Below are 18,634 nucleotides of genomic sequence, written 5' to 3'. Positions count from 1 at the left end.
GCCTTCGTGAGAGACGGACGATGAAGAACAACGACTCCTCTATTGCGGTCTTCACGGGTCTCGGTCACGGGGTGTTTCACGGATTCGAGCTGGCAATTCCGCTTTTCGTCCCGATCTGGCTCTCGATGTTCGACGTCTCGGCGACGACGCTCGGACTCGTCGTCGGGGCGGGGTACGCCCTCATCGGACTGTTCGCGCCCCTCGCGGGCGTGTTGGCGGATGTATACGGATCGAAACGGCTCGTCTTGCTCTCCACTGGTGGCATGGGTCTCTCGTTCGCCGCGCTGAGCGTGCTTCAGTCCGTCGCGGCGCTCACCGTGACGCTGATGATCTGGGGCGCGATGGCGAGTCTCTACCATCCGTCCGGACTGTCGCTCATCAGTCGGAGCGCGGAGCAACGAGGGACGGTGCTCGCGTACCACGGCGCCGGGGGAAACGTCGGAATGGTCGTCGTTCCGCTCGCTGCGATCGTCCTGCTCGCGTTTTTCCAGTGGCGACTGGTCGCGCTCCTCCTCACCGCCCCGGCAGCGATCTGCGTTATTGTCGGTCTCTTCGTCTCGTTCGACGACACCGTTTCCGAGGCGGCCTCGGCGCAGCCCGATTCGGACCGAACGGCGAATCCGACCCTCGTCGCGTCGCTTCGTAACGTCGTAATGAACACGCGGACCCTGCTGATCGGTGGGTTCGTTCTCGTGTTCGCGATACAGATCCTGTACGGCGTCTACTATCGAGGGATCTTCACGTTCCTCCCCGACGTCCTCACGGACTTGCCGATGTTCGAGACCGTCGCAGTCGGCGATCGAGAGATCGAAGCGGGCCAGATCGCCTACTCAGGACTCCTGCTGGTCGGTATCTTCGGGCAGTACACCGGCGGCAAGATCAGCGACAGGGGACGCTCCGAGACGGCCCTTCTCGGAACGTTCATCGCGCTCGGTATCGCATCCGCGCTGTTCGTTCCCGCCTCCGCAATCGGCGTCGCCCCGCTGCTGGCCGTCTGCGTCGCACTCGGATTTTTCATCTACATGTTCGCACCGATCGCACAGAGTCTCATCGCGGAGTACGTCCCGGCGGAGAGCCACGGCCTCTCGTTCGGGTACATCTATCTGGGACTGTTCGGCATCGGCGCGGTCGGCTCGGCCGTTGCTGGCGTCACGCTCGATTACGGCGGTACGCCAGCGTTATTCACAGTGCTCACCTGCGTGACGGTACTTTGTGCCGGTCTCGCCGTCGTGTTGGTCGCTCGCTCGAACGACTGAGAGAGCTACCTGCTGAGAATGTGGCTCGCACTGGCGCGTCGATACCTGTGAGACACGCACTCGAGACGGGATCACCACTGCTCGAGCGATTCTCCCGGGTCGACCGCGAAGGCGTTCAGGACGCAGGCCAGCATACTGTAGTAGCCGAACGTCACCGTCAGTTCAGTGACTCCTTCGACGCCGAACCGATCTCTCGCCGACCGAAAGAGCGACTCCGGGACCTCGTTTTCGCGGAACAACGCGCGACCGTAGCGGACGACGAGCGCGTCGACCGCCGGAAGGGGATCCGTCGGCGCTCGAGCGGCAACGATATCGATCGTGTCGTCAGTGACCCCCTCCTCTCGAGCCAGCGGCTCGTGTATCGCCCACTCGTAGGCGCAGTCGAGTTCCCGGGCCGTCGTGATGATCGCGAGTTCTCGCACCGGGCCCGGGAGCGTACCCTCGAAGCGCACGTGCGTTCCGACGTCTGCGATTCTAGTCGCGACCTCCGGGCTGTTCATGAGGACGCTGAAGGGACCCCGAACGTGGCCCCGGCTGGCCGCGATCCGATCGTAGTGGTCGTGCCAGTCGTCCGAAAGCTGCTCTTTGGCGGTGATATACGGCACTCTGGACGTTCCTTCGTTCGACATCGTACCGACTAGAGCGAGCGGTGGCCTCATTAATGTACGGCGAATTCTCGAGTGGGAAACAGCTAACACGGTCTCTCCTCGTTTGTCACAGTATGCCATCGTACGACCTCGCGCTACCGTTGCCAGCCACCGGCGACGTCACCACAATCGAGCAGTGTGACCTCGCGATCGCGGCGGAGGACGCCGGATACGACCTCGTGATGGTCCCCGAAACGTGGGGCCGGGAAGCGTTCACCCGTCTCGGCTACCTCGCGGCCCGTACGGAAACGATCGGGCTCGGAACGGGAATCATCCCCGTCTACTCGAGGTCGCCCGCGCTGATCGCGCAGGGAGCGGCGACGCTGGACGAACTCACGGACGGACGGGCGGTACTCGGGCTTGGCCTGTCGGGGCCGAAGGTCATCGAGAACTGGCACGGCGTGGACTTTCAGCCGGCGTTGCGCCGCCAGCGCGAAACGATCGAGATCGTCCGGCGCGTCCTCTCCGGAACCGAGGTGACCTACGACGGCCAACTGTTCGACCTCCAGCACTTCCGTCTCCGATTCGGACCCCTTCGGTCGGACGTTCCGATTTACGTCGCCGCACAGGGCGAGACGAACACCGAACTGACGGGCGGATTCGGCGACGGATGGATGCCGAACCGCATTCCGGTGTCGGCGCTCCCGGCGAAGCGCGAACACGTCGATCGCGGCGCTCGAAAGCGAGATCGCGACCCCGGAGCGGTCGCGACGATCCCGTGGGTGACGACGTGCGTCCTCGAAGACGGCGAGCGGGCCCGAGAGCGGTGCCGGGAGATGATCGCGTTTTACGTCGGCGCGATGGGCGATTTCCATTACGATGCGGTGGCCGATCACGGGTTCCGGGACGCTGCCGACCGGATCCAGGACGAGTGGGAGGCCGGGGAGAAGGACGCGGCCCGAGCGGCCGTCAGCGACGACCTCCTCGACGAGATCGCGATCGCCGGCAGTCCGGACGCCGTCGAGCACCTCTTCGAGCGGTACGAGGGGATCGCCGACACGCTCGCGCTGCTTCCGCCGACCACCGCCACCGTCGAAGAGATACACGAGACGATCGACAACGTCGGCGAGACGGTCGCATAACTCGTCGACTCAGAGTCGATCGTCCGCCGCGGCGTCGCGCATCGCCTCGATGTGATCGCGCGCGGTCGGACCGACATCGTCGTGCCACTCGATGAGTTGCAGTTGGAGACCGAACAGCGATTTGGGATGCAGGGTCGCCTCGCTTCGGACGCCCGAAACCACGTCTTCCATGACGACCTCCCCGCCGGCCGCCGTCAGCTGTGCAACGGCCGTCTCAAGGTCCGCAACGGTGGCACCGATGTGATGAAGCCCCTGGCCGTTTCGCTCGAGGTAGTCGGCGACGAAACTCTCCTCGCTCGTCGGGGAGAGCAGGGTGAACATATCGCTACCGAACAGGAGGTACGCCGTTCGGTACTGCCACTTCTCGCTCTCGAGGGTCCAGACGTGTTCGACGCCGTCCGCGGCGGTGACGGTCTCGAGCGCGTCCGACAGGTCCCAGACTGCGTGTGCGATGTGATCGATTTCATCCATCGTGGTATGCCAATGCGAACCTCGCTTATATTCGTTTAGTCGGCCGCCGCTCGAACGTCATGTGAGAACAAATGCCACCATCGAATCGACATTGTTCGTCACTCACTACGTGACGCATCTGGAATATAGTAGAAGGTTTAATAAATATCGGCGCGACGTTCTACGTGTATGAACAACATCTCGGACACAATATTGTCAGATGAACACAAGCTACTGCGCGACGAAACGAAGCGATTCGTCACGAACGAGGTTCGCCCGGAGGCGAGCGAACGCGACCCGAAGAAAGCGGAGATGTCGGCCGAACTCGTCGACCAGCTCGGGGAGATGGGGTTTTTCGGCGTTCTCATCGACGAGGAGTACGGCGGACTCGGGATGGACCTGAAGTCGTACGCGGTTATCGCCGAAGAACTCTCTCGAGGGTGGCTCAGCGTCGGCAGTATCATCGCCCGCGGACAGAGCCTCGCGGGAGCGACGGACGAGCAGAAAGAGGAATATTTGCCGAAGATGGCGTCCGGAGACGCGCTCAAGAGTATCGCGATCAGCGAGCCGAGCGCGGGCAGCGACGTCGCGAACATGCAGACCCGCGCCGAGCGCGACGGCGACGAATACGTCCTCAACGGCCAGAAGACGTGGACGACGTTCGCGAAGGGATCGGATTTCATTCTGACGTACGCGGTCACTGACCCGGACGCGGAGCCAGCACACCGCGGTATTTCCGGCTTCATCGTCGAGAAGCCGGCCGGGACGTTCGATCGCGACGGCCTTAGCGGCCAGGCGATCGATAAGATCGGCTACCACGGCTGGAAAACGTGGGAGGTGAATTTCGACGACGTGCGCGTTAGCGCCGACAAGCTCGTCGGCGGTGAGGAAGGGAACGGATTCTATCAGATCATGGATTTCTTCGAGGAAGGCCGCGTCCACACCGCCGCCCGGTCGGTGGGATTAGCCCGCGGCGCGATCGAGGATTCGGTGCAGTACGCGAAGGAACGCGTGCAGTTCGACGAACCGATCTCGGAGTTTCAGGCGATTCGATTCAAGTTGGCGGACATGGCGACGCAGGTCGAGGCCGCGCGGGCGCTGACGCTGCTCGTCGCCGACGCGGTCGATTCCGGCGAGCGAGCCGACGCCGAAGCCGCGATGGCGAAGCTCTTCGCCAGCGATATCGCCGAGGAGGTCACCAGCGAGGGGATTCAGATTCACGGCGGCTACGGCTACACGACTGACTTCGACGTCGAGCGATACTGGCGGGACGCTCGAGTGACTCGAATCTTCGAGGGAACCAACGAGATACAGAAACGCATCATCGCCGACGACCTGCTGTCGTCGTAATGACCGCCGTCGAATCCAGTCCGTCTCGAGTCCGCCACTGTCCGTCTCGAGCCCGTCCGTACGGACCGGCACAATGCGTTCCGGCGGCGACTCGTAATTCGGCCAGATAGTCCGATACCGCAAATCGTTTTCATCGGCTCTCTGTAGAGTGCCTGTGAACTGGCGATATCAACAGACGGCACTCCTTCTCTGTACGTTTGCGTTCATGGCGACGATGGCCGCTCGTCTCGCGATTAGTCCGCTCGTTCCCGCTATTACCGACGATTTCGCCGTTTCGAACGCGGCTCTCGGAACCGCGTTATCGCTGATGTGGGCGACGTACGCGCTCACCCAGTTTCCGAGCGGTATCTTCGGTGATCGCTTCGGAGAACGACGGGTCATCCTCGTCGCACTCGGGTTGACCGCGATCGCCAGTCTGCTGCTCGCCGTTTCTCCGTCGTACGAATTTTTCGTCCTCTTCACGATCGTTCTCGGCGTCGGTGCTGGGCTCCACTACACGGTCGCAACGACATATCTCACGAAGCAGTTCGCGAACACGGGTCGCGCGATCGGGTTGCATATCGCAGGCGGCCCCGTTGCGGGCCTCGTCGCGCCGATCGCCGCGACGCTGATCGCCGTTCGGTACGGGTGGCGAGCGGGCGTGTTACTCGGATTCTTCGTCGCAGCCCCGATTTTCGTCCTGTTCGCGTGGCGAATCCGCCCGACGGAGCCGGACCGACCCGAGCAGCCGATGCGCGAACGGGCCGAACTCGGCGCGATGGTCGAACTGCTCTCCCGGCCGTCGATCGCGTACACGACGCTGCTCTCGTTTCTCTGTGCGTTCGTCTGGCAGGCGACGGCGTCGTTCCTGCCGACGTTTTTCGCCGAGGGGCAAGGACTCTCGCCGGCGATCGCGAGCGCGCTCTTCTCGCTGTATTTCGTCGTCCACGGGCTCACGCAACCGCTGATGGGCGGGCTCTCGGATCGAATCGGTCGCGATTCGGCCGCGATCGTGACGATGAGCGCCGGCATCGTCGGGTACGGACTGCTCGTCGTCGCCGGGAGCCTCCCACAGTTCGTCGCGGGGGTGTTGTTCATCGGCCTCGCGATGAGCTGGGGAGCGCCGATCCAGTCGCGATTCATGGATCTCCTTGGGGCGTCCGAGCGCGGTACCGGATTCGGGCTCGTCAGGACCGCGTACATGACGACGGGCGCGACGGGGAGCGTCGTGGTCGGTATTCTCGCCGACCTGTACGGGTGGGACGTCTCGTTCACGTTGCTCGCCGGAATCATGATCCTCGGACTCGGTATCCTCGTGGCGAACCGTCTCTTTCGGCTCGGATTGTAGCCGACCGTTTCATCCTCTTCCGGCGGTCGATCATCGGATCTCCACCGCTGATGGAACGCATGCGCCGTGAGTCGGGAAAGCCCCTCGAGCGGCCCCGTCGGAAACGACACGGGGCTGAATACGGTCACAGCAGTAACACGTAGAGTTTAGCATCACTGCGACAATGTCTCACCGATGGCAACCAACCCACTGGCAGACAACGGAGCGATCGTTACCGGCGCGAGTGCGGGAATCGGACGGGAAACGGCTCGCGCACTCGCGTCCGACGGTGCCGACGTCGCACTCGTCGCCCGTCGAGCGGATCGGTTGACGGAACTCGCTGCCGAAATCGAATCCGAGACCGACGCGTCGGCGCTCGTCTGTCCCGCGGACGTGAGCGACGAAGACGAGGTCGAAGCGGCCGTCGAGAAGACGGTCTCGGAGTTCGGGCATCTCGACGTGCTGGTGAACAACGCGGGGATCGCGACCGATTCCGAGACGCCCGTCGAAGAGTTTCCGACCGACCAGTATCGAACCGTCATGGGGGTGAACGTCGACGGGATGTTCTACGCGGCCCGGGCGGCGATTCCGTACCTGCGCGAGACGAACGGAACGGCGATTTTCGTCGCGAGTTACGCGGGCAAGAACCCCCGTCCGGACGCGCCGCTGTACGCGGCGACGAAGTGGTGGACCCGGGGGTTCGCGAAGAGCCTCGCGGGACAGGTCGGGACGGACGATATCGCCGTCAGCATCGTCAACCCGTCGGAAGTCCGGACGGAGTTCGGCAAGGAGTTCCGAGAACAGACCTCGGAGGAACGCTACGAACGGGACGAAGTCACCGGTCCTCGAGCAGTCGCCGACGCGATCGCGTTCGCCGCGCGTCAGGAGACGCCGAACACGGTGAGCGAACTGGACCTGTACCGTCGCGACAAGTTTTCCGGCTAGCCCGTCCCGACGCGACAGCGGGATTCCGTTCTCTATCGAGAACCCAGCGATAGCGCCGTGTCGGTAAATCGAACGGCTGCGGACCGATTAGAACGGGTTTGGGGAAGAGACGCTACGGACCGATCGGGACGTGTTTTGGGATGAGACGGTCAGATCGGGCCGAAATTCGGACCACGGTGTTCTCCCGGAAACGAACGTTACAGTCCGGGTTCAGGAGTATTTCATATCCAGTTCGAGTTCGTTCGCCGTCCCGAGGAGAACGTTCGGAATCGTTTCATCGAGGCGGTCGCCTTGCACGCGGTGTGTGGGGCCGGACACGCTGAACGCGCCAAAAACGCCGCCGTCCGGGCACTCGATCGGGACGCCGATCGCCCGGAGCCCGGGGATCGTCTCCTGATTGTTGATGCTGTACCCTCGCTCTCGGATCTCCGCGAGTTCCTCGTAGAGTTCGTCCTCGTCCGTAATCGTGTTCTCGGTCAGCGACGGCAATCCGTGCTGCCGAACGATCTCTTCGACGCGCTCCTCGGGGAGGTGTGCGAGGATCGCCTTTCCCGCGGCCATCGATTGAAGCGGCCGGTACTTGCCGATCACGGAGTCCGTTTGCACGGCGTGTTCACCGGTCGCTCCAAAGACGTAGACGGCCTTTCCGTGTTCCTCGACAACGAACTGCGCTCGCTCGGCGGTTTGCTCGGCGATCTTCTCGACTTTCTGACTCGCCATCTGGTACGTATCGGTGTGCTTTCTCGTCTCTTCACCCAGCTTCAGGAACCGAAAGCCGATCCGATACCTGTTCCCGTCTTTGACGACGTATTCGAGGTCCTCGAGCGTCGCCAGATGCCGGTGGATGGTGCTCTTCGCGAGGCCGAGTTCGTCCGCGATCTCGGTGACCTGACCGCCGTCCGCTTCGGCGAGCGTTTCGATGATCTCGAACGTCGTCCGCGTCGCCTTCACCGTTCCCGGATCGGTGTACGTTTCCATGGGAACAGATAGCGTATCTTGGTGCATAAATATTCCGTATACTCGAACACCCATCAGCCCCGATCGAGACCCACACTTTCCGAACTATTCCGGAGAATTCGGGCGGTTTTGTAACTATCTGTGCTTCCACCCTGAATAGAACGCTCGTACTCCGTGCTCCGGATCGAGTGGAGCGGGTTCCAGTGTCAGGCGCGAGTATTTCGAGTGCTCCCGTCTCAGCGACGCATCACGATCTCAGCGACGGACGAAACCGCCGACGTGGATTGCCGATGAGGCAGAAACAACTGCCACCTCCGACCGCGTAGGGCTGCGAACCGGTGTTCCGTAGTCGAACCCACTGCAAACGGTTACCCCCTCAGAAAATGGAGTCGCTCTCCCCGCCGTCGATCGGGACCGCCGCACCGTTTATCTGGCCTGCCCGGTCGGAGCAGAGGAACGCGACGGCGTCGCCGAAGGCGTCCGGATCGCCGATCTGCTCGACCGGAATCGATGCCACTCTAGCGGCCTTCGCCTCCTCGTAGGAGTCGTACTCGCCCCGTTCGACCGCCGCTTCGAACACGTCCTGGAGACGCGGCGTTTCGTGGACGCCCGGCAAGACAGCGTTGGCGCGAACGTCGGGACCGAGATCCTTCGAGAGCACCTTCTCGAGGCCGACGACGCTCGTCCGCACCGAACTCGAGAGGACGTTCCCACCGTCCGCTCGCTTGGCGGCTATCGAGGCGATGGCGACGATGGAGCCGCCGTCACCGCTCCGGAGGTGTTCCGCCGCTTCGCGGACGACCCGAACGACGCTCATCGTCAGCAGGTCGAACGCCTCGTACCACTCGTCGTCGTCCGGCTCGAGCGGGCGCATCGGCGTCGGTCCGCCGGCGCTCGTCACGAGGTGATCCAATCGTCCGAACTCCTCGACGGGTCGCGCCACGAGCGTTTCGACGTCCTCGGGGTCCGTGAGATCGCCCGACTGTGCGATCACGTCTCCCGAGGCGACCGCCCGAATCTCCTCGGCGGCGTCGGCCAACCGCTGTTCGTCTCGCCCGTTGATAACCACGTGTACACCCTCCCTCGCGAGGGCTTTCGCGGACGCCTTTCCGAGACCGCTACTTGAGGCCGTAACCAGCGCGACGGTACCGTCCAGTCCGAGATCCATACGTCACCATGACTGCACACGAACGAAAACGTACCGGTGCCGGCGCTGAAACGGAACTATGGCGGATATCCGCCAACGACCTCACTCGGTTTACTGACGGATGTGGTCGGACGGACGATGTGGGTTCGACAGGGGAGACGGTGGAAACGACATCGATTCGGCGTCACACGCTTTCAGCATCCACTACATCTTGCTTCGATGGCGGACGGCGCTGTTGGTCTTGCAGTCGACGACGACCGGTCCGTCCGGTCGGTGGTCAAGAACGTCACTGAGAGCGTCCAGATCATCGCTCGAGCGAACGGTGTAGCCGTCCGCGCCGAGCGACTGTGCGACGTCCGCGATGTCGGGTGCTTCCAGGAGAGCGACGTCGGCGTACTTGTTGGCGGTTTGGAGACTGTGATACTCAGTTCCGAGCGCGCTGTCGCTCATGACGACGATCGTTACGGGGATCTCGTGGCGGACGGCGGTGTCCACCTCCTGAAGCGCCATCATGAATCCCGCATCACCACAGAACGTGACGGGGGTGCGGTCGCCAGAGTTCAGCGCCGCGCCGATCCCGTGGGACAGTCCCTGTCCGATCGCCGCGAAGTCGAGCGTCCAGTGGAAATCGGCCGGCTCCGGCGTCGAAATTCCGTCGAGGACCCATCGTGAGAAGTGTCCACCGTCGCTGACGACCACGCGGTTTTCGGGCAGGATACAATCGAGACCCCGGACCAGTTCTCGCGGATCGATTCGCCCCTCCTGTTCGGGGAACTCGTCCTCGTCTAGCGACGGCGTGTCCGCGATCCGGTTCCGGAACCGATCGGTCCAGAACTCGTCGCTTCGGTCGATCCCGTGTGCCTCCAGCCGTTCGGTCAGCGCGTCGACCGTCAGCCGGGCGTCCCCTCGGACGCCGAGATCGACGGGCTCGTACCGCCCGATGGCGCTCGGGTCCGTATCGACGTGGACGACTTTGGTCTCGTCCTCGACGAGGTGGCCGGAATCCGTCGTATACGGGTTCAGGCTACAGCCGACCGCTAGCACGAAGTCGCTCTCGTGCAGGTGTTCGTTCGCGATATTGCTCCCGAAATCGCCGACGAACCCGAGCGAGAACGGATGATCGTCGAAGTAGCCTCGAGCCTGCAGGGTGGTGGCGAGCACGGCGTTCGTCCGCTCGGCGAACGACTCGATCGCATCCTTCGCGTCCGCCGCAATCGCGCCGCGACCGGCCACGACTATCGGGACTTTGGTCGCGTCCGAATCGAGGTACAGGTCGACGGCCGCATCGATCGCGTCGTCGTCGGGGTGGAGTCGAGCGTTCGATGTGGCGGCGTCCGTCGCCGCTACCGATCGATTTCGGTCGGTCTCGACGTCAGAGTCGGGCAGTTCGCCGTCGAGTACGTCCCACGGAACCTGGACCGCTATCGGCCCCTCTCCGACTCGGAGGCTCCGGAAGGCCTCCTCGAGCGTCGAAAGCAGTGTTTCGGGGCTTCGAGCGGTACGGACGGTACCGACCGTCGACTTCAGGAAGGACTCCTGTTCGAAGTCCTTGATATCGTAGGAGTCGGACACGGACATCTCCGGAACGATGACGAGCAACTTCGACCCCTTCTTTTGAGCCGTGACGAGCGAGGTACCGGTCTGTGCGACGGCGGGCCCTCGACCGATCAGACAGACGCCGACGTCGTCACTTGCCCGCGAGTAGCCGTCGGCCATCGCGACGGCACCCTGCTCATGGCGCGTGTGGACGACGTGCATCTCTTCGCTCCACTGCTCCTGTATCGTCGAGAGCGTACTCATCGTATCTTCGCTCATCAGCGCGAATAGCGTCTCGACCCCCTCCTCGTTGAACAGTCTGATGACTGCGTCGTGGACTTTCATGATCTTCTCCTCGATACTAGGCCCCCACCGTTATCGTACTACCGGTGAGCACGGTCCATCCCGTCTCGAGCGGGGCGATATTCGTCCCGTCGGCCGGTGTGCTCGAGAGAGGGAGCAGTCCGTCAGTGACGTGGGAATTATCGGCCCGCAGTCCGAACGCGGACGATCAGCCCGGCGGGACGAACGCTCCGAAGCGGCCGCGACCGAATGTTTATATATCCATCTCTGCGACTACTTCGCATGCAACCGTTAGCAGACATAGATGTCATAGACTTTACCCAGTCGATCGCCGGGCCGGTCTGCACGCAGATGTTGGGTGAGATGGGTGCGGAAGTGATCAAGGTCGAGCCGCCGAACGGGGACGCTTTTCGACCCCTGATGAAGGGGAGCCTCTTTTCCGCCTACAATAACGGGAAGAAGAGCATCTGCGTCGATCTAAAGACCGACGAAGGACAGGAGCTCCTCACGGACCTCGCCGCGAAAGCCGACGTGTTGATCGAGAGTTTCCGCCCGGGCGTCCTGGACGAGTACGGTCTGGACTACGACTCAATCTCCGCGGACAATCCGGACATCGTCTACTGCTCGTTGTCGGGGTACGGACAGACTGGTCCGAACCGCAGCTTTCCCGGATACGATCCGTGCATTCAGGCGATGTCGGGCCTGATGGCGACGACGGGCTACCCGGACCGACCGCCCGTCCGAATCCGCTCGAGCCTGATCGACTGCGGCACCGGGACCAACGCCGCCTTCGCAGTCATGGCCGCGATCCGCGAGCGCGACAAGACGGGCGAGGGGGACCACATCGACGTCTCGCTGTTCGACGTCGGAATCTCCTGGATGTCCTACTGGATCGCCAACTACGACACGACGGGAGAGGTGCCGGAACGGAACGGCGAGCTGGGAATCGGAAGCGCCCCCAACGGACTCTTCGAGGCAGCGGACGGCTACGTGTATCTGATCACGATGACCCAGACCATGTTCGAACGACTCTGTGAGGCCGTGGATCGGTCCGATCTGCTCGACAGAACCGAGTATCAAACGATGGACGATCGGATCGAACACCGGCCGAAGTTGCGGGAGGAACTACACGAGGCGTTCGCCTCGTACACCGCCGAGGAACTCGAGCAGCTCCTGTTAGAGGCGCGCGTTCCCGCGGCCGCGGTGCGCTCGATCGACGAGGTCGTCGAACTGCCGCATCTCGAGGCGCGATCCATGCTCACCGAATCGTACAACCCGGAAGTGGACGAGCCGGTCGACATCGCGGCCCTCCCGTTCACGTTCGAGTCCGACGGCGAACGGCCCGGATACAGCAGTCCACCGCCGACGAAGGGGCAGCACACGACGGAAGTGCTCGAGGAGTTCGCGTATTCCGACGAACGGATCGAAACCCTCCGAAACAACGGCGTCATCGAGTAAGCTCCGGCGCGAGTTCGACCACGAGGCGACGAGTCCGGTCCGCTCTCCGTCAGCGGCCACACTGTGCCGGCGGCACCGTCGAGGCGAACCTATCCGATGTCACCGACGAGCGGTCTCCGAGGTGTTCGTCGGTTTCCCACCAGTAGCCCCGCTCGGAGCCGGTCGTGACCTAGTTTTATGCGCTGGTGTGTGAAATCGTGTCACGATGGCACCGTTCGAACTTATCGAGCAGAGACAACCGGTAACGCTGACACCGGGCGAGTTTTCCGAGATTCGCCTTCAGCCGATCGCGTCGGCGGGAGGCCCGGAATGACCGAGAGCGCGTACGACCTGCGGCACCTGGAACCGGGGCGTTACGACGAGATCTACGAGTCGTTCGAGTGGGAGAGCCCGGAGACGTACAACATGGCGGAGGCCGTCTGCGATCGGTGGGCCGCCGACCGGTCCGCCGTAGCCCTCTACTGGGAGAACGACACTGGCGATGCGGAGTCCTACACGTTTCACGAACTCTCTCGGCTGTCGAATCGGTGCGCGAACGCGTTTCGCGACCGCGGGATCGGCCGCGAGGATATCGTCGCGATCTTCCTCCCGACGCTTCCCGAATCCCTGATCGCGACGCTGGCCGGTCACAAGCTCGGCGCGATCAACATGCCGCTGTATCACCTGTTCGCGCCCGACGGGATCGCGGACCGCATCCGAGACGCATCGCCCGAACTCGTCGTCACCGACGAGCGCGGCCTCGAGAAACTCGCGGAAATAGACACTCCCGAGTCGCTCGACGTCGTCGTCGTTCGGGGCGACGACGGTCACGGAGTCGCTTCCGACGATGGAGCAGAGACCGATACCGGAGTCGCTCTCGACGACCGGCCGATTCCGTTCGCGGAGTTGCTCGCCGATCGCTCGAGTTCGTTCGACCCCGTCGAGACGTCGCCGAGCGATCCGGCTCAACTGTTCTACACGTCCGGAACGACCGGCGATCCGAAAGGTGTCCTCCACGCTCACCGGTACGCCCTGGGACACCGGTACGTCGGCCAGTACATGCGCGACTTCCACGAGACCGATCTCCTCTGGCACTCGGGAGACCTCGCCTGGGCGGGCGGCTTCGCGAACCTGCTCGAGGCCTGGACGCTCGGGATGCCGATCGTGAAGTACGACGGCAAGTTCGATCCGGAGCGCGCGCTGGCGCTACTCGAGGCCTATGGCGTGACGATCTTCGTCACCGCGCCGACAGCCCTCCGGCAGATGATGGATCTGCCCCGTGAGACGATCGATTCGTACGATCTCTCCCTTCGCGTCGTCTCGGCGGGCGGGGAGCGCGTCACGCCCGATATGCTCGAGTGGGCCGAGGAGTGCTTCGACGCGTTCGGGACGCTCGGCTACGGCCAGACCGAGTGTTACAGCGTCGGGTATCCGCCGCTCGGCGACGAGCGAGCGGAGAAGCTCGGCGCGCTCGGCAAGCCGCTGCCGGGCTGCGAGGTGACGATCCTCGACGACGACGGGACCGAACTCCCCGCGGGCGAGGCGGGCGAACTGGCGGTCGCGACGGACGACAACCCGACAATGTATCTCGAATACTTCGACAGACCGGCGGAGACGGCGGCCGTCAGAGAGGGACGGTGGCATCGGACCGGCGATTCGGCGAGGATCGACGACGACGGGTACGTCTGGTACCTCGGTCGCAGGGACGACATGATCATCAGTTCCGGCTATCGGATCAGCCCGGCGGAAGTCGAATCCAGCCTGAACGCACATCCGGCGGTGAAGGAGGCGGCGGTAGTCGGCGTTCCCGACGCCGAGCGGACGAACGTCGTCAAAGCCGTCCTCGAGCCGGCGGCGGGCGTCCAGCCGTCCGACGACCTGGTCGAGGAGCTCCAGGAACACGTCAAATCGAATCTGGCCCGCTTCCAGTATCCCCGCGAGATCGAGTTCGTCGACGACCTGCCGAAGACGATAACCGGCAAGATAAAACGAAACCGGCTCCGAGACGGAGGCGAGACGCAATGACTGATGAACCCGTTCTCCTGGACGTGACCGACGGCGCGGCACGCGTCGAGTTGAACCGACCGGACAAGTACAACGCGCTGAACGACGCCCTGGTCGAGCGCCTGTCGGCCGTCCTCGAGACGGTCGAGCGCGATCCCGACGTCCGCTGCGTCGTGTTGTCGGGCGCCGGCGGTGCGTTCTGTGCGGGCGGCGACATCGGCCGGATGAAGGGCCGTCGCGAACGGAACGTCACGCCGCCCGAAATGCGGCGAGAAGTCCTGTATCAGGTCAGAGATACGGTCGAGCGAGTGTTCTCCCTCGAGAAGCCGGTGATCGTCAAAGTCGACGGCGTCGCGATGGGCGGCGGCGCGAACCTCGCACTGGCGGGTGACCTGGTGTTCGCCGCGACGGACGCGACGTTCGGCGAGGTGTTCAAGAACGTCGGACTGTCGGTCGATTTCGGCGGTTCGTTCCTGCTTCCGCAACTCGTCGGTCTCCACAAAGCCAAGGAACTCGTGTTCTCCGGCGAACCGATTTCGGGCGAAGAGGCGGCCGACATCGGACTTATTAACGATGCGGTCCCGCCAGGGGACCTCGGCGATCTGGTCGACGAGTGGGTTTCGGACCTCTCATCGGCGCCGACGGAGGCGCTCGCGTTGGCGAAGCGAGACCTCAACGCGGGGGCTACCGCCGACTTCGCGACGGCGATTCGGAACGAAGCGACGTCACAGGGGTTACTCCAGTCGACTCGAGACCACCGCGAAGGCGTCGACGCGTTCTTCGAGGACCGCGATCCGGAGTTCCACGGGGAGTAGATATAAGCCGCAGTTCGGAGACGGTCTTCGCATGAGTGAGAAACCCTTGCAAACATCGATTGCGACGTCGGACGAGCAGCGTATCACCGTCAGAGGGGCGGATCTCACGGCGGACCTGATGGGAACCCTCGACTTCGGCGAGTTCTTCTACTTCCACCTGACGGGCGAGATGCCGACCGACTCGGAGTCCCGAGTGTTCAACACGCTCCTGGTCACGGTCGTCGAACACGGAATCACTCCGAGCGTGATCGCGGCGCGGCTCACGTACGACTCCGCGCCAGAGGCGGTACAGGGTGCGGTCGCGAGCGGTCTGCTCGGCGCGGGAAAGACGTTCCTCGGATCGATGCAGGACGTCGCGGAAATGGTCCAGGACGGCGTCTCGCGGATCGACGACGGCGAGCCGAGCGACGCGGTCGCACGTGACATCGTTGCCACGCACGACCGCTTGCCGGGATTCGGACATCCCGAACACGACCCGACCGACCCTCGGACCGAGCGAATTTTCGACATTCTCGAGGCCGAAGGGATGGACGGTCCATACCTCGAGTTCATCTTCGACGTTCAGGATGCGGCCGAAGAACGGTTCGGGTCTCGTCCGCTGATCAATGCGACGGGAGCGATCGGCGTCGGGGTGTCCGAACTCGGGCTCGATCCGCTCGTCGCCCGCGGAATCGCGCTGGTCTCCCGTTCGGCGGGACTCGTCGGCCATCTCAACGAGGAGGCCCGTGAGCCGATGGCCCGCGACATCTGGGACGTCGTCGAGGAGAACGTCGACTACCGGGGTGAGCCGTGATGATCGACGGCAAGGTGGTCATCGTCACGGGCGGTGCCAGCGGTCTCGGACGCGAAACGGCGGTTCGGATGGCCGAGCTGGGGGCGAGCGTCGTCGTCAGCGACCTCGGTTCGGAGCCCCACGGCGAGGGAGCGAACGAGGAACCGCTTCGCGACGTCGTCGACGAAATCACCGAGAACGGCGGCGAGGCGACGGCGAGTTTCGGGGACATCACGGACTACGAGTACGTCGGCTCGCTGGTCGAGGAAACGGTCGCGGCGTACGGCCGCATCGACGGCGCGGTCAACTACGCCGGCTTCCTTCGGGACGACATGCTATTCAATATGGACCCGGCGGACTGGAGCGCGGTGACGGACGTCCACCTCACCGGTCACTTCAACCTCGTTCACCACCTGGGGAGTCACTGGCGTCAACGCAGCAACGCCGAGGGGCTCGAGACCCAGCGCTCGTTCGTTTCGGTATCGTCTGCGTCGTCCAGAGGGAGTCCCGCACAGCTCAACTACTCCGCGGCGAAGGCGGGCGTGCTCGGGCTCACTCGAACGGCCGCCCGCGAACTCCATCAGTACAACGTCCGCGTCAACGCGATGATGCCGGCGGCGATCACCAGAATGCTCGACGCGAACGTTCCGGACGACGTTCTCGAGCGACTGCCGCGAGACGAACTGGGTCCCGAGAAGGTCGTCGCGTTGCCCATCGTATTGCTGTCCGACGCCACAACCGACGTCACCGGGTGGACGTTCGCGATCGGCGGCGATACCGTCTTCACCGTCACCGATCCCGAACTGGATCGATCGCTGACGACAGAAGGCGGCTGGAATCCGTCGGACCTCGCTGCCGCGTTCGACGACCTGCTCGAGGGGGAGCCGCGGTCGAAGACCGAACCCGGCGGCCTGTTGAACGAGCTCGTCGAGTGACCGGACGGGGCGAGTCGATGAGTCGGTGGTTTGGCGTCACAGTTCGCAGCCCGCTGTTTTCCCGTGCAAACGGCGCGATAGATCGTTTCGATCCGTCTGCGGTGAGGTTGGGCGGTGCTACTCGTCCGCTATCCGGGCCGGCTGCTCGTCTTCGGTCAACCAGGGGAGCCCCTCGCGTTCGTTGCCGACGAAGTCGGCGTCGAACTCCTCGTCCAGAAGCAGCTGGTAGGCGTCGTGTTGGACGACGCTCTTCATGACCTCGGTCGCACCGCCCATGAACCTGCCAGCGCGGACGTCGCGCTGGGTCTGCTCGACCGGATACGACGTGGTCGTCCCGATTCCGCCCATGATCTGGATGCAGGTGTCGGCGATCTCGTGAGCCAACTCGTTGCCGAGCCACTTCGCCATCGCGCTCTCCATCCGGCCGGCGGAGACGCCGCGATCGTCCATAATCCGGGCTGCACGGGTGTTAAGCAGGTACGCCCCGTCGAGCTTCGTCACCATCTCGGCGACCTTGTGATTGACGGCCTGGTACCGCGAGACCGGTCGTTCGTTGACCTCTCGGTTGGCGGTGTAGTTGGCGGCAATCTCGAGCGCTTGCTGGCTCGCCCCGAGGCAGTAACGGGCGACGGTCAGGTGTTCGAGGTTGAGCTCGTCGGTGATGTACGACCACGCCTCGCCCTCGTTCCCCACGAGGTTGGTCTCGGGCACGCGGACGTCGTCGAACTGCATCCACGACGCTCCAGTCCCCCGGAAGCCGTGCCAATCGGACTGGTCCTGCAGGAGTTCGATACCGTCGGTATCACGATCGATCACGATGATCGAGACGCCCTCACGGTCGCCGTCTTCGCCACTTGTACGCACGGGCGTGAAGTAGAAGTCAGCGTAGGGCGCGAAGTCGATGAATCGCTTCTCGCCGTTGATCACCCACTCGTCGCCGTCCTTCTCGGCGTCAGTCTCGAGATGGGCGAGATCTGTTCCGCTCCGGGGTTCCGTATAGGCCTGCGCCACGACGAGGTCGCCCGCGGCCATCGGCTCGAGATAGTTCTTCGTGATGTGCTGGTTGCCGTGTTCGTACATCGTCCGTCCGACGTGTTGCGTCAGCGATGTCTGGCAGGCGTGGACGATGTTGCCGCAGTAGCCGATCGCTTGTTCGGCCAGCACCGTCTCGATGATGGTCCCGCCCGGACCGCCGTGCGCTTCGGGGACCGAGATCGCATTGAAGCCGGCGTCTCCCATGCGACTGACGTACTCCTGCCACTCCTCTCGAGAGCCCTCGTTCTCGTCGAGTGCTCGGAAGTGGTCGTGGCCGAGCCCATCGACGAACACCTCGGTCTCGAGGGTGGTTATCGCGTCGGCCAGATACTCCTCTTCCTCGTCTGTCAGGACCGTGTCTTCCCCGATCATAGCGGATGCCTCATCTGACATGACCCACGATCATAAGTGTTTCAGAAAATAAACGCCAGAAACACTCGAAAATAATGCGACGGGACAGGGTTCGTGAGGATTCGGTGTTCGGGAGGCGTGAACGCGTCCACGGAACGATCGTTCGGCGGAATTTGCCCGCTGTCGACCGCCAGCGTACATCTTCGGACCGAATTCTCGACGACGCGCATCGATGCGAGACGAACGTCCACCCGGAACTCGTTCGGCAGGGCCTCCCGAACGGGAAACAGCACCGTTATGTGGCAA

General features: G+C 63.5%; 16 protein-coding genes. 10 read left to right on the top strand and 6 right to left on the bottom strand.

The features are described 5' to 3' along the window. The first annotated feature begins 20 nt into the window (after positions 1-20). Positions 21-1,256, top strand: a complete 1,236-nt coding sequence (locus tag ACEWFR_RS02405) for an MFS transporter (protein ID WP_374059536.1) — start codon at positions 21-23, stop codon at positions 1,254-1,256. 71 nt (positions 1,257-1,327) lie between these two features. Here ACEWFR_RS02405 and ACEWFR_RS02400 read toward each other — a convergent pair whose 3' ends face one another. Next, positions 1,328-1,885: a carboxymuconolactone decarboxylase family protein gene (locus ACEWFR_RS02400; protein WP_374059535.1), complete on the bottom strand. Its 558-nt coding sequence runs from the start codon at positions 1,883-1,885 to the stop codon at positions 1,328-1,330. A gap of 92 nt (positions 1,886-1,977) precedes the next feature. Between ACEWFR_RS02400 and ACEWFR_RS02395 the strand changes: the two genes are divergently transcribed. Further along, entirely contained in the window at positions 1,978-2,985 is a 1,008-nt protein-coding gene (locus ACEWFR_RS02395) for an LLM class flavin-dependent oxidoreductase (protein ID WP_374059534.1), read from the top strand. 9 nt (positions 2,986-2,994) lie between these two features. On the opposite strand, the gene ACEWFR_RS02390 is transcribed toward ACEWFR_RS02395, so the two are convergent. After that, positions 2,995-3,456 (bottom strand): VOC family protein, encoded by a 462-nt coding sequence (locus ACEWFR_RS02390; RefSeq protein ID WP_374059533.1) that lies wholly within the window; start codon positions 3,454-3,456, stop codon positions 2,995-2,997. Positions 3,457-3,624: 168 nt separating this feature from the next. Between ACEWFR_RS02390 and ACEWFR_RS02385 the strand changes: the two genes are divergently transcribed. The 3 genes from ACEWFR_RS02385 to ACEWFR_RS02375 all read left to right on the top strand — a co-directional run bounded on the left by ACEWFR_RS02385 (position 3,625) and on the right by ACEWFR_RS02375 (position 7,036). Next, entirely contained in the window at positions 3,625-4,785 is a 1,161-nt protein-coding gene (locus tag ACEWFR_RS02385; protein WP_374059532.1) for an acyl-CoA dehydrogenase family protein, read from the top strand. 154 nt (positions 4,786-4,939) lie between these two features. After that, the gene (locus tag ACEWFR_RS02380; protein WP_374059531.1) at positions 4,940-6,112 is read left to right on the top strand and encodes an MFS transporter; all 1,173 of its coding nucleotides are present in this window, start codon (positions 4,940-4,942) and stop codon (positions 6,110-6,112) included. Positions 6,113-6,286: 174 nt separating this feature from the next. Further along, positions 6,287-7,036, top strand: coding sequence for an SDR family oxidoreductase (locus tag ACEWFR_RS02375; RefSeq protein ID WP_374059530.1), 750 nt, complete (start codon positions 6,287-6,289; stop codon positions 7,034-7,036). Between the two features lie 210 nt (positions 7,037-7,246). Here ACEWFR_RS02375 and ACEWFR_RS02370 read toward each other — a convergent pair whose 3' ends face one another. From ACEWFR_RS02370 to ACEWFR_RS02360, 3 genes are all read right to left on the bottom strand, one after another. Then, on the bottom strand, positions 7,247-8,014 hold the full coding sequence (locus tag ACEWFR_RS02370; protein ID WP_374059529.1) for an IclR family transcriptional regulator: 768 nt from the start codon (positions 8,012-8,014) through the stop codon (positions 7,247-7,249). Between the two features lie 355 nt (positions 8,015-8,369). Continuing rightward, on the bottom strand, positions 8,370-9,161 hold the full coding sequence (locus ACEWFR_RS02365; protein ID WP_374059528.1) for an SDR family oxidoreductase: 792 nt from the start codon (positions 9,159-9,161) through the stop codon (positions 8,370-8,372). A 183-nt stretch (positions 9,162-9,344) separates the two neighbouring features. Continuing rightward, positions 9,345-11,021: a thiamine pyrophosphate-binding protein gene (locus tag ACEWFR_RS02360; protein WP_374059527.1), complete on the bottom strand. Its 1,677-nt coding sequence runs from the start codon at positions 11,019-11,021 to the stop codon at positions 9,345-9,347. A gap of 240 nt (positions 11,022-11,261) precedes the next feature. Between ACEWFR_RS02360 and ACEWFR_RS02355 the strand changes: the two genes are divergently transcribed. The 5 genes from ACEWFR_RS02355 (at position 11,262) to ACEWFR_RS02335 (ending at position 16,942) form a co-directional block, all read left to right on the top strand. After that, on the top strand, positions 11,262-12,437 hold the full coding sequence (locus ACEWFR_RS02355) for a CaiB/BaiF CoA transferase family protein (RefSeq protein WP_374059526.1): 1,176 nt from the start codon (positions 11,262-11,264) through the stop codon (positions 12,435-12,437). A 309-nt stretch (positions 12,438-12,746) separates the two neighbouring features. Further along, on the top strand, positions 12,747-14,441 hold the full coding sequence (locus ACEWFR_RS02350; protein WP_374059525.1) for an acyl-CoA synthetase: 1,695 nt from the start codon (positions 12,747-12,749) through the stop codon (positions 14,439-14,441). Next, positions 14,438-15,235 carry an enoyl-CoA hydratase/isomerase family protein gene (locus ACEWFR_RS02345; RefSeq protein ID WP_374059524.1) on the top strand — a complete coding sequence of 266 codons (798 nt, stop codon included), beginning with the start codon at positions 14,438-14,440 and terminating at the stop codon, positions 15,233-15,235. Before ACEWFR_RS02350 ends, ACEWFR_RS02345 begins: the two co-directional genes overlap by 4 nt. A gap of 31 nt (positions 15,236-15,266) precedes the next feature. Beyond that, positions 15,267-16,028 (top strand): citryl-CoA lyase, encoded by a 762-nt coding sequence (locus ACEWFR_RS02340; RefSeq protein ID WP_374059523.1) that lies wholly within the window; start codon positions 15,267-15,269, stop codon positions 16,026-16,028. Further along, positions 16,028-16,942, top strand: a complete 915-nt coding sequence (locus ACEWFR_RS02335; RefSeq protein WP_374059522.1) for an SDR family NAD(P)-dependent oxidoreductase — start codon at positions 16,028-16,030, stop codon at positions 16,940-16,942. Before ACEWFR_RS02340 ends, ACEWFR_RS02335 begins: the two co-directional genes overlap by 1 nt. A 117-nt stretch (positions 16,943-17,059) precedes the next feature. Here the strand turns inward: ACEWFR_RS02335 and ACEWFR_RS02330 are convergent, their stop codons facing one another. Further along, entirely contained in the window at positions 17,060-18,370 is a 1,311-nt protein-coding gene (locus ACEWFR_RS02330) for an acyl-CoA dehydrogenase family protein (RefSeq protein ID WP_374059521.1), read from the bottom strand. Between the last annotated feature and the right edge of the window lie 264 nt (positions 18,371-18,634).

It is taken from the genome of Natrinema sp. H-ect4, from assembly GCF_041894845.1.
Taxonomy (GTDB): domain Archaea; phylum Halobacteriota; class Halobacteria; order Halobacteriales; family Natrialbaceae; genus Natrinema.
Note: the sequence above shows the minus strand (reverse complement) of the source record. Positions and strands in the feature narration are given on the sequence as shown.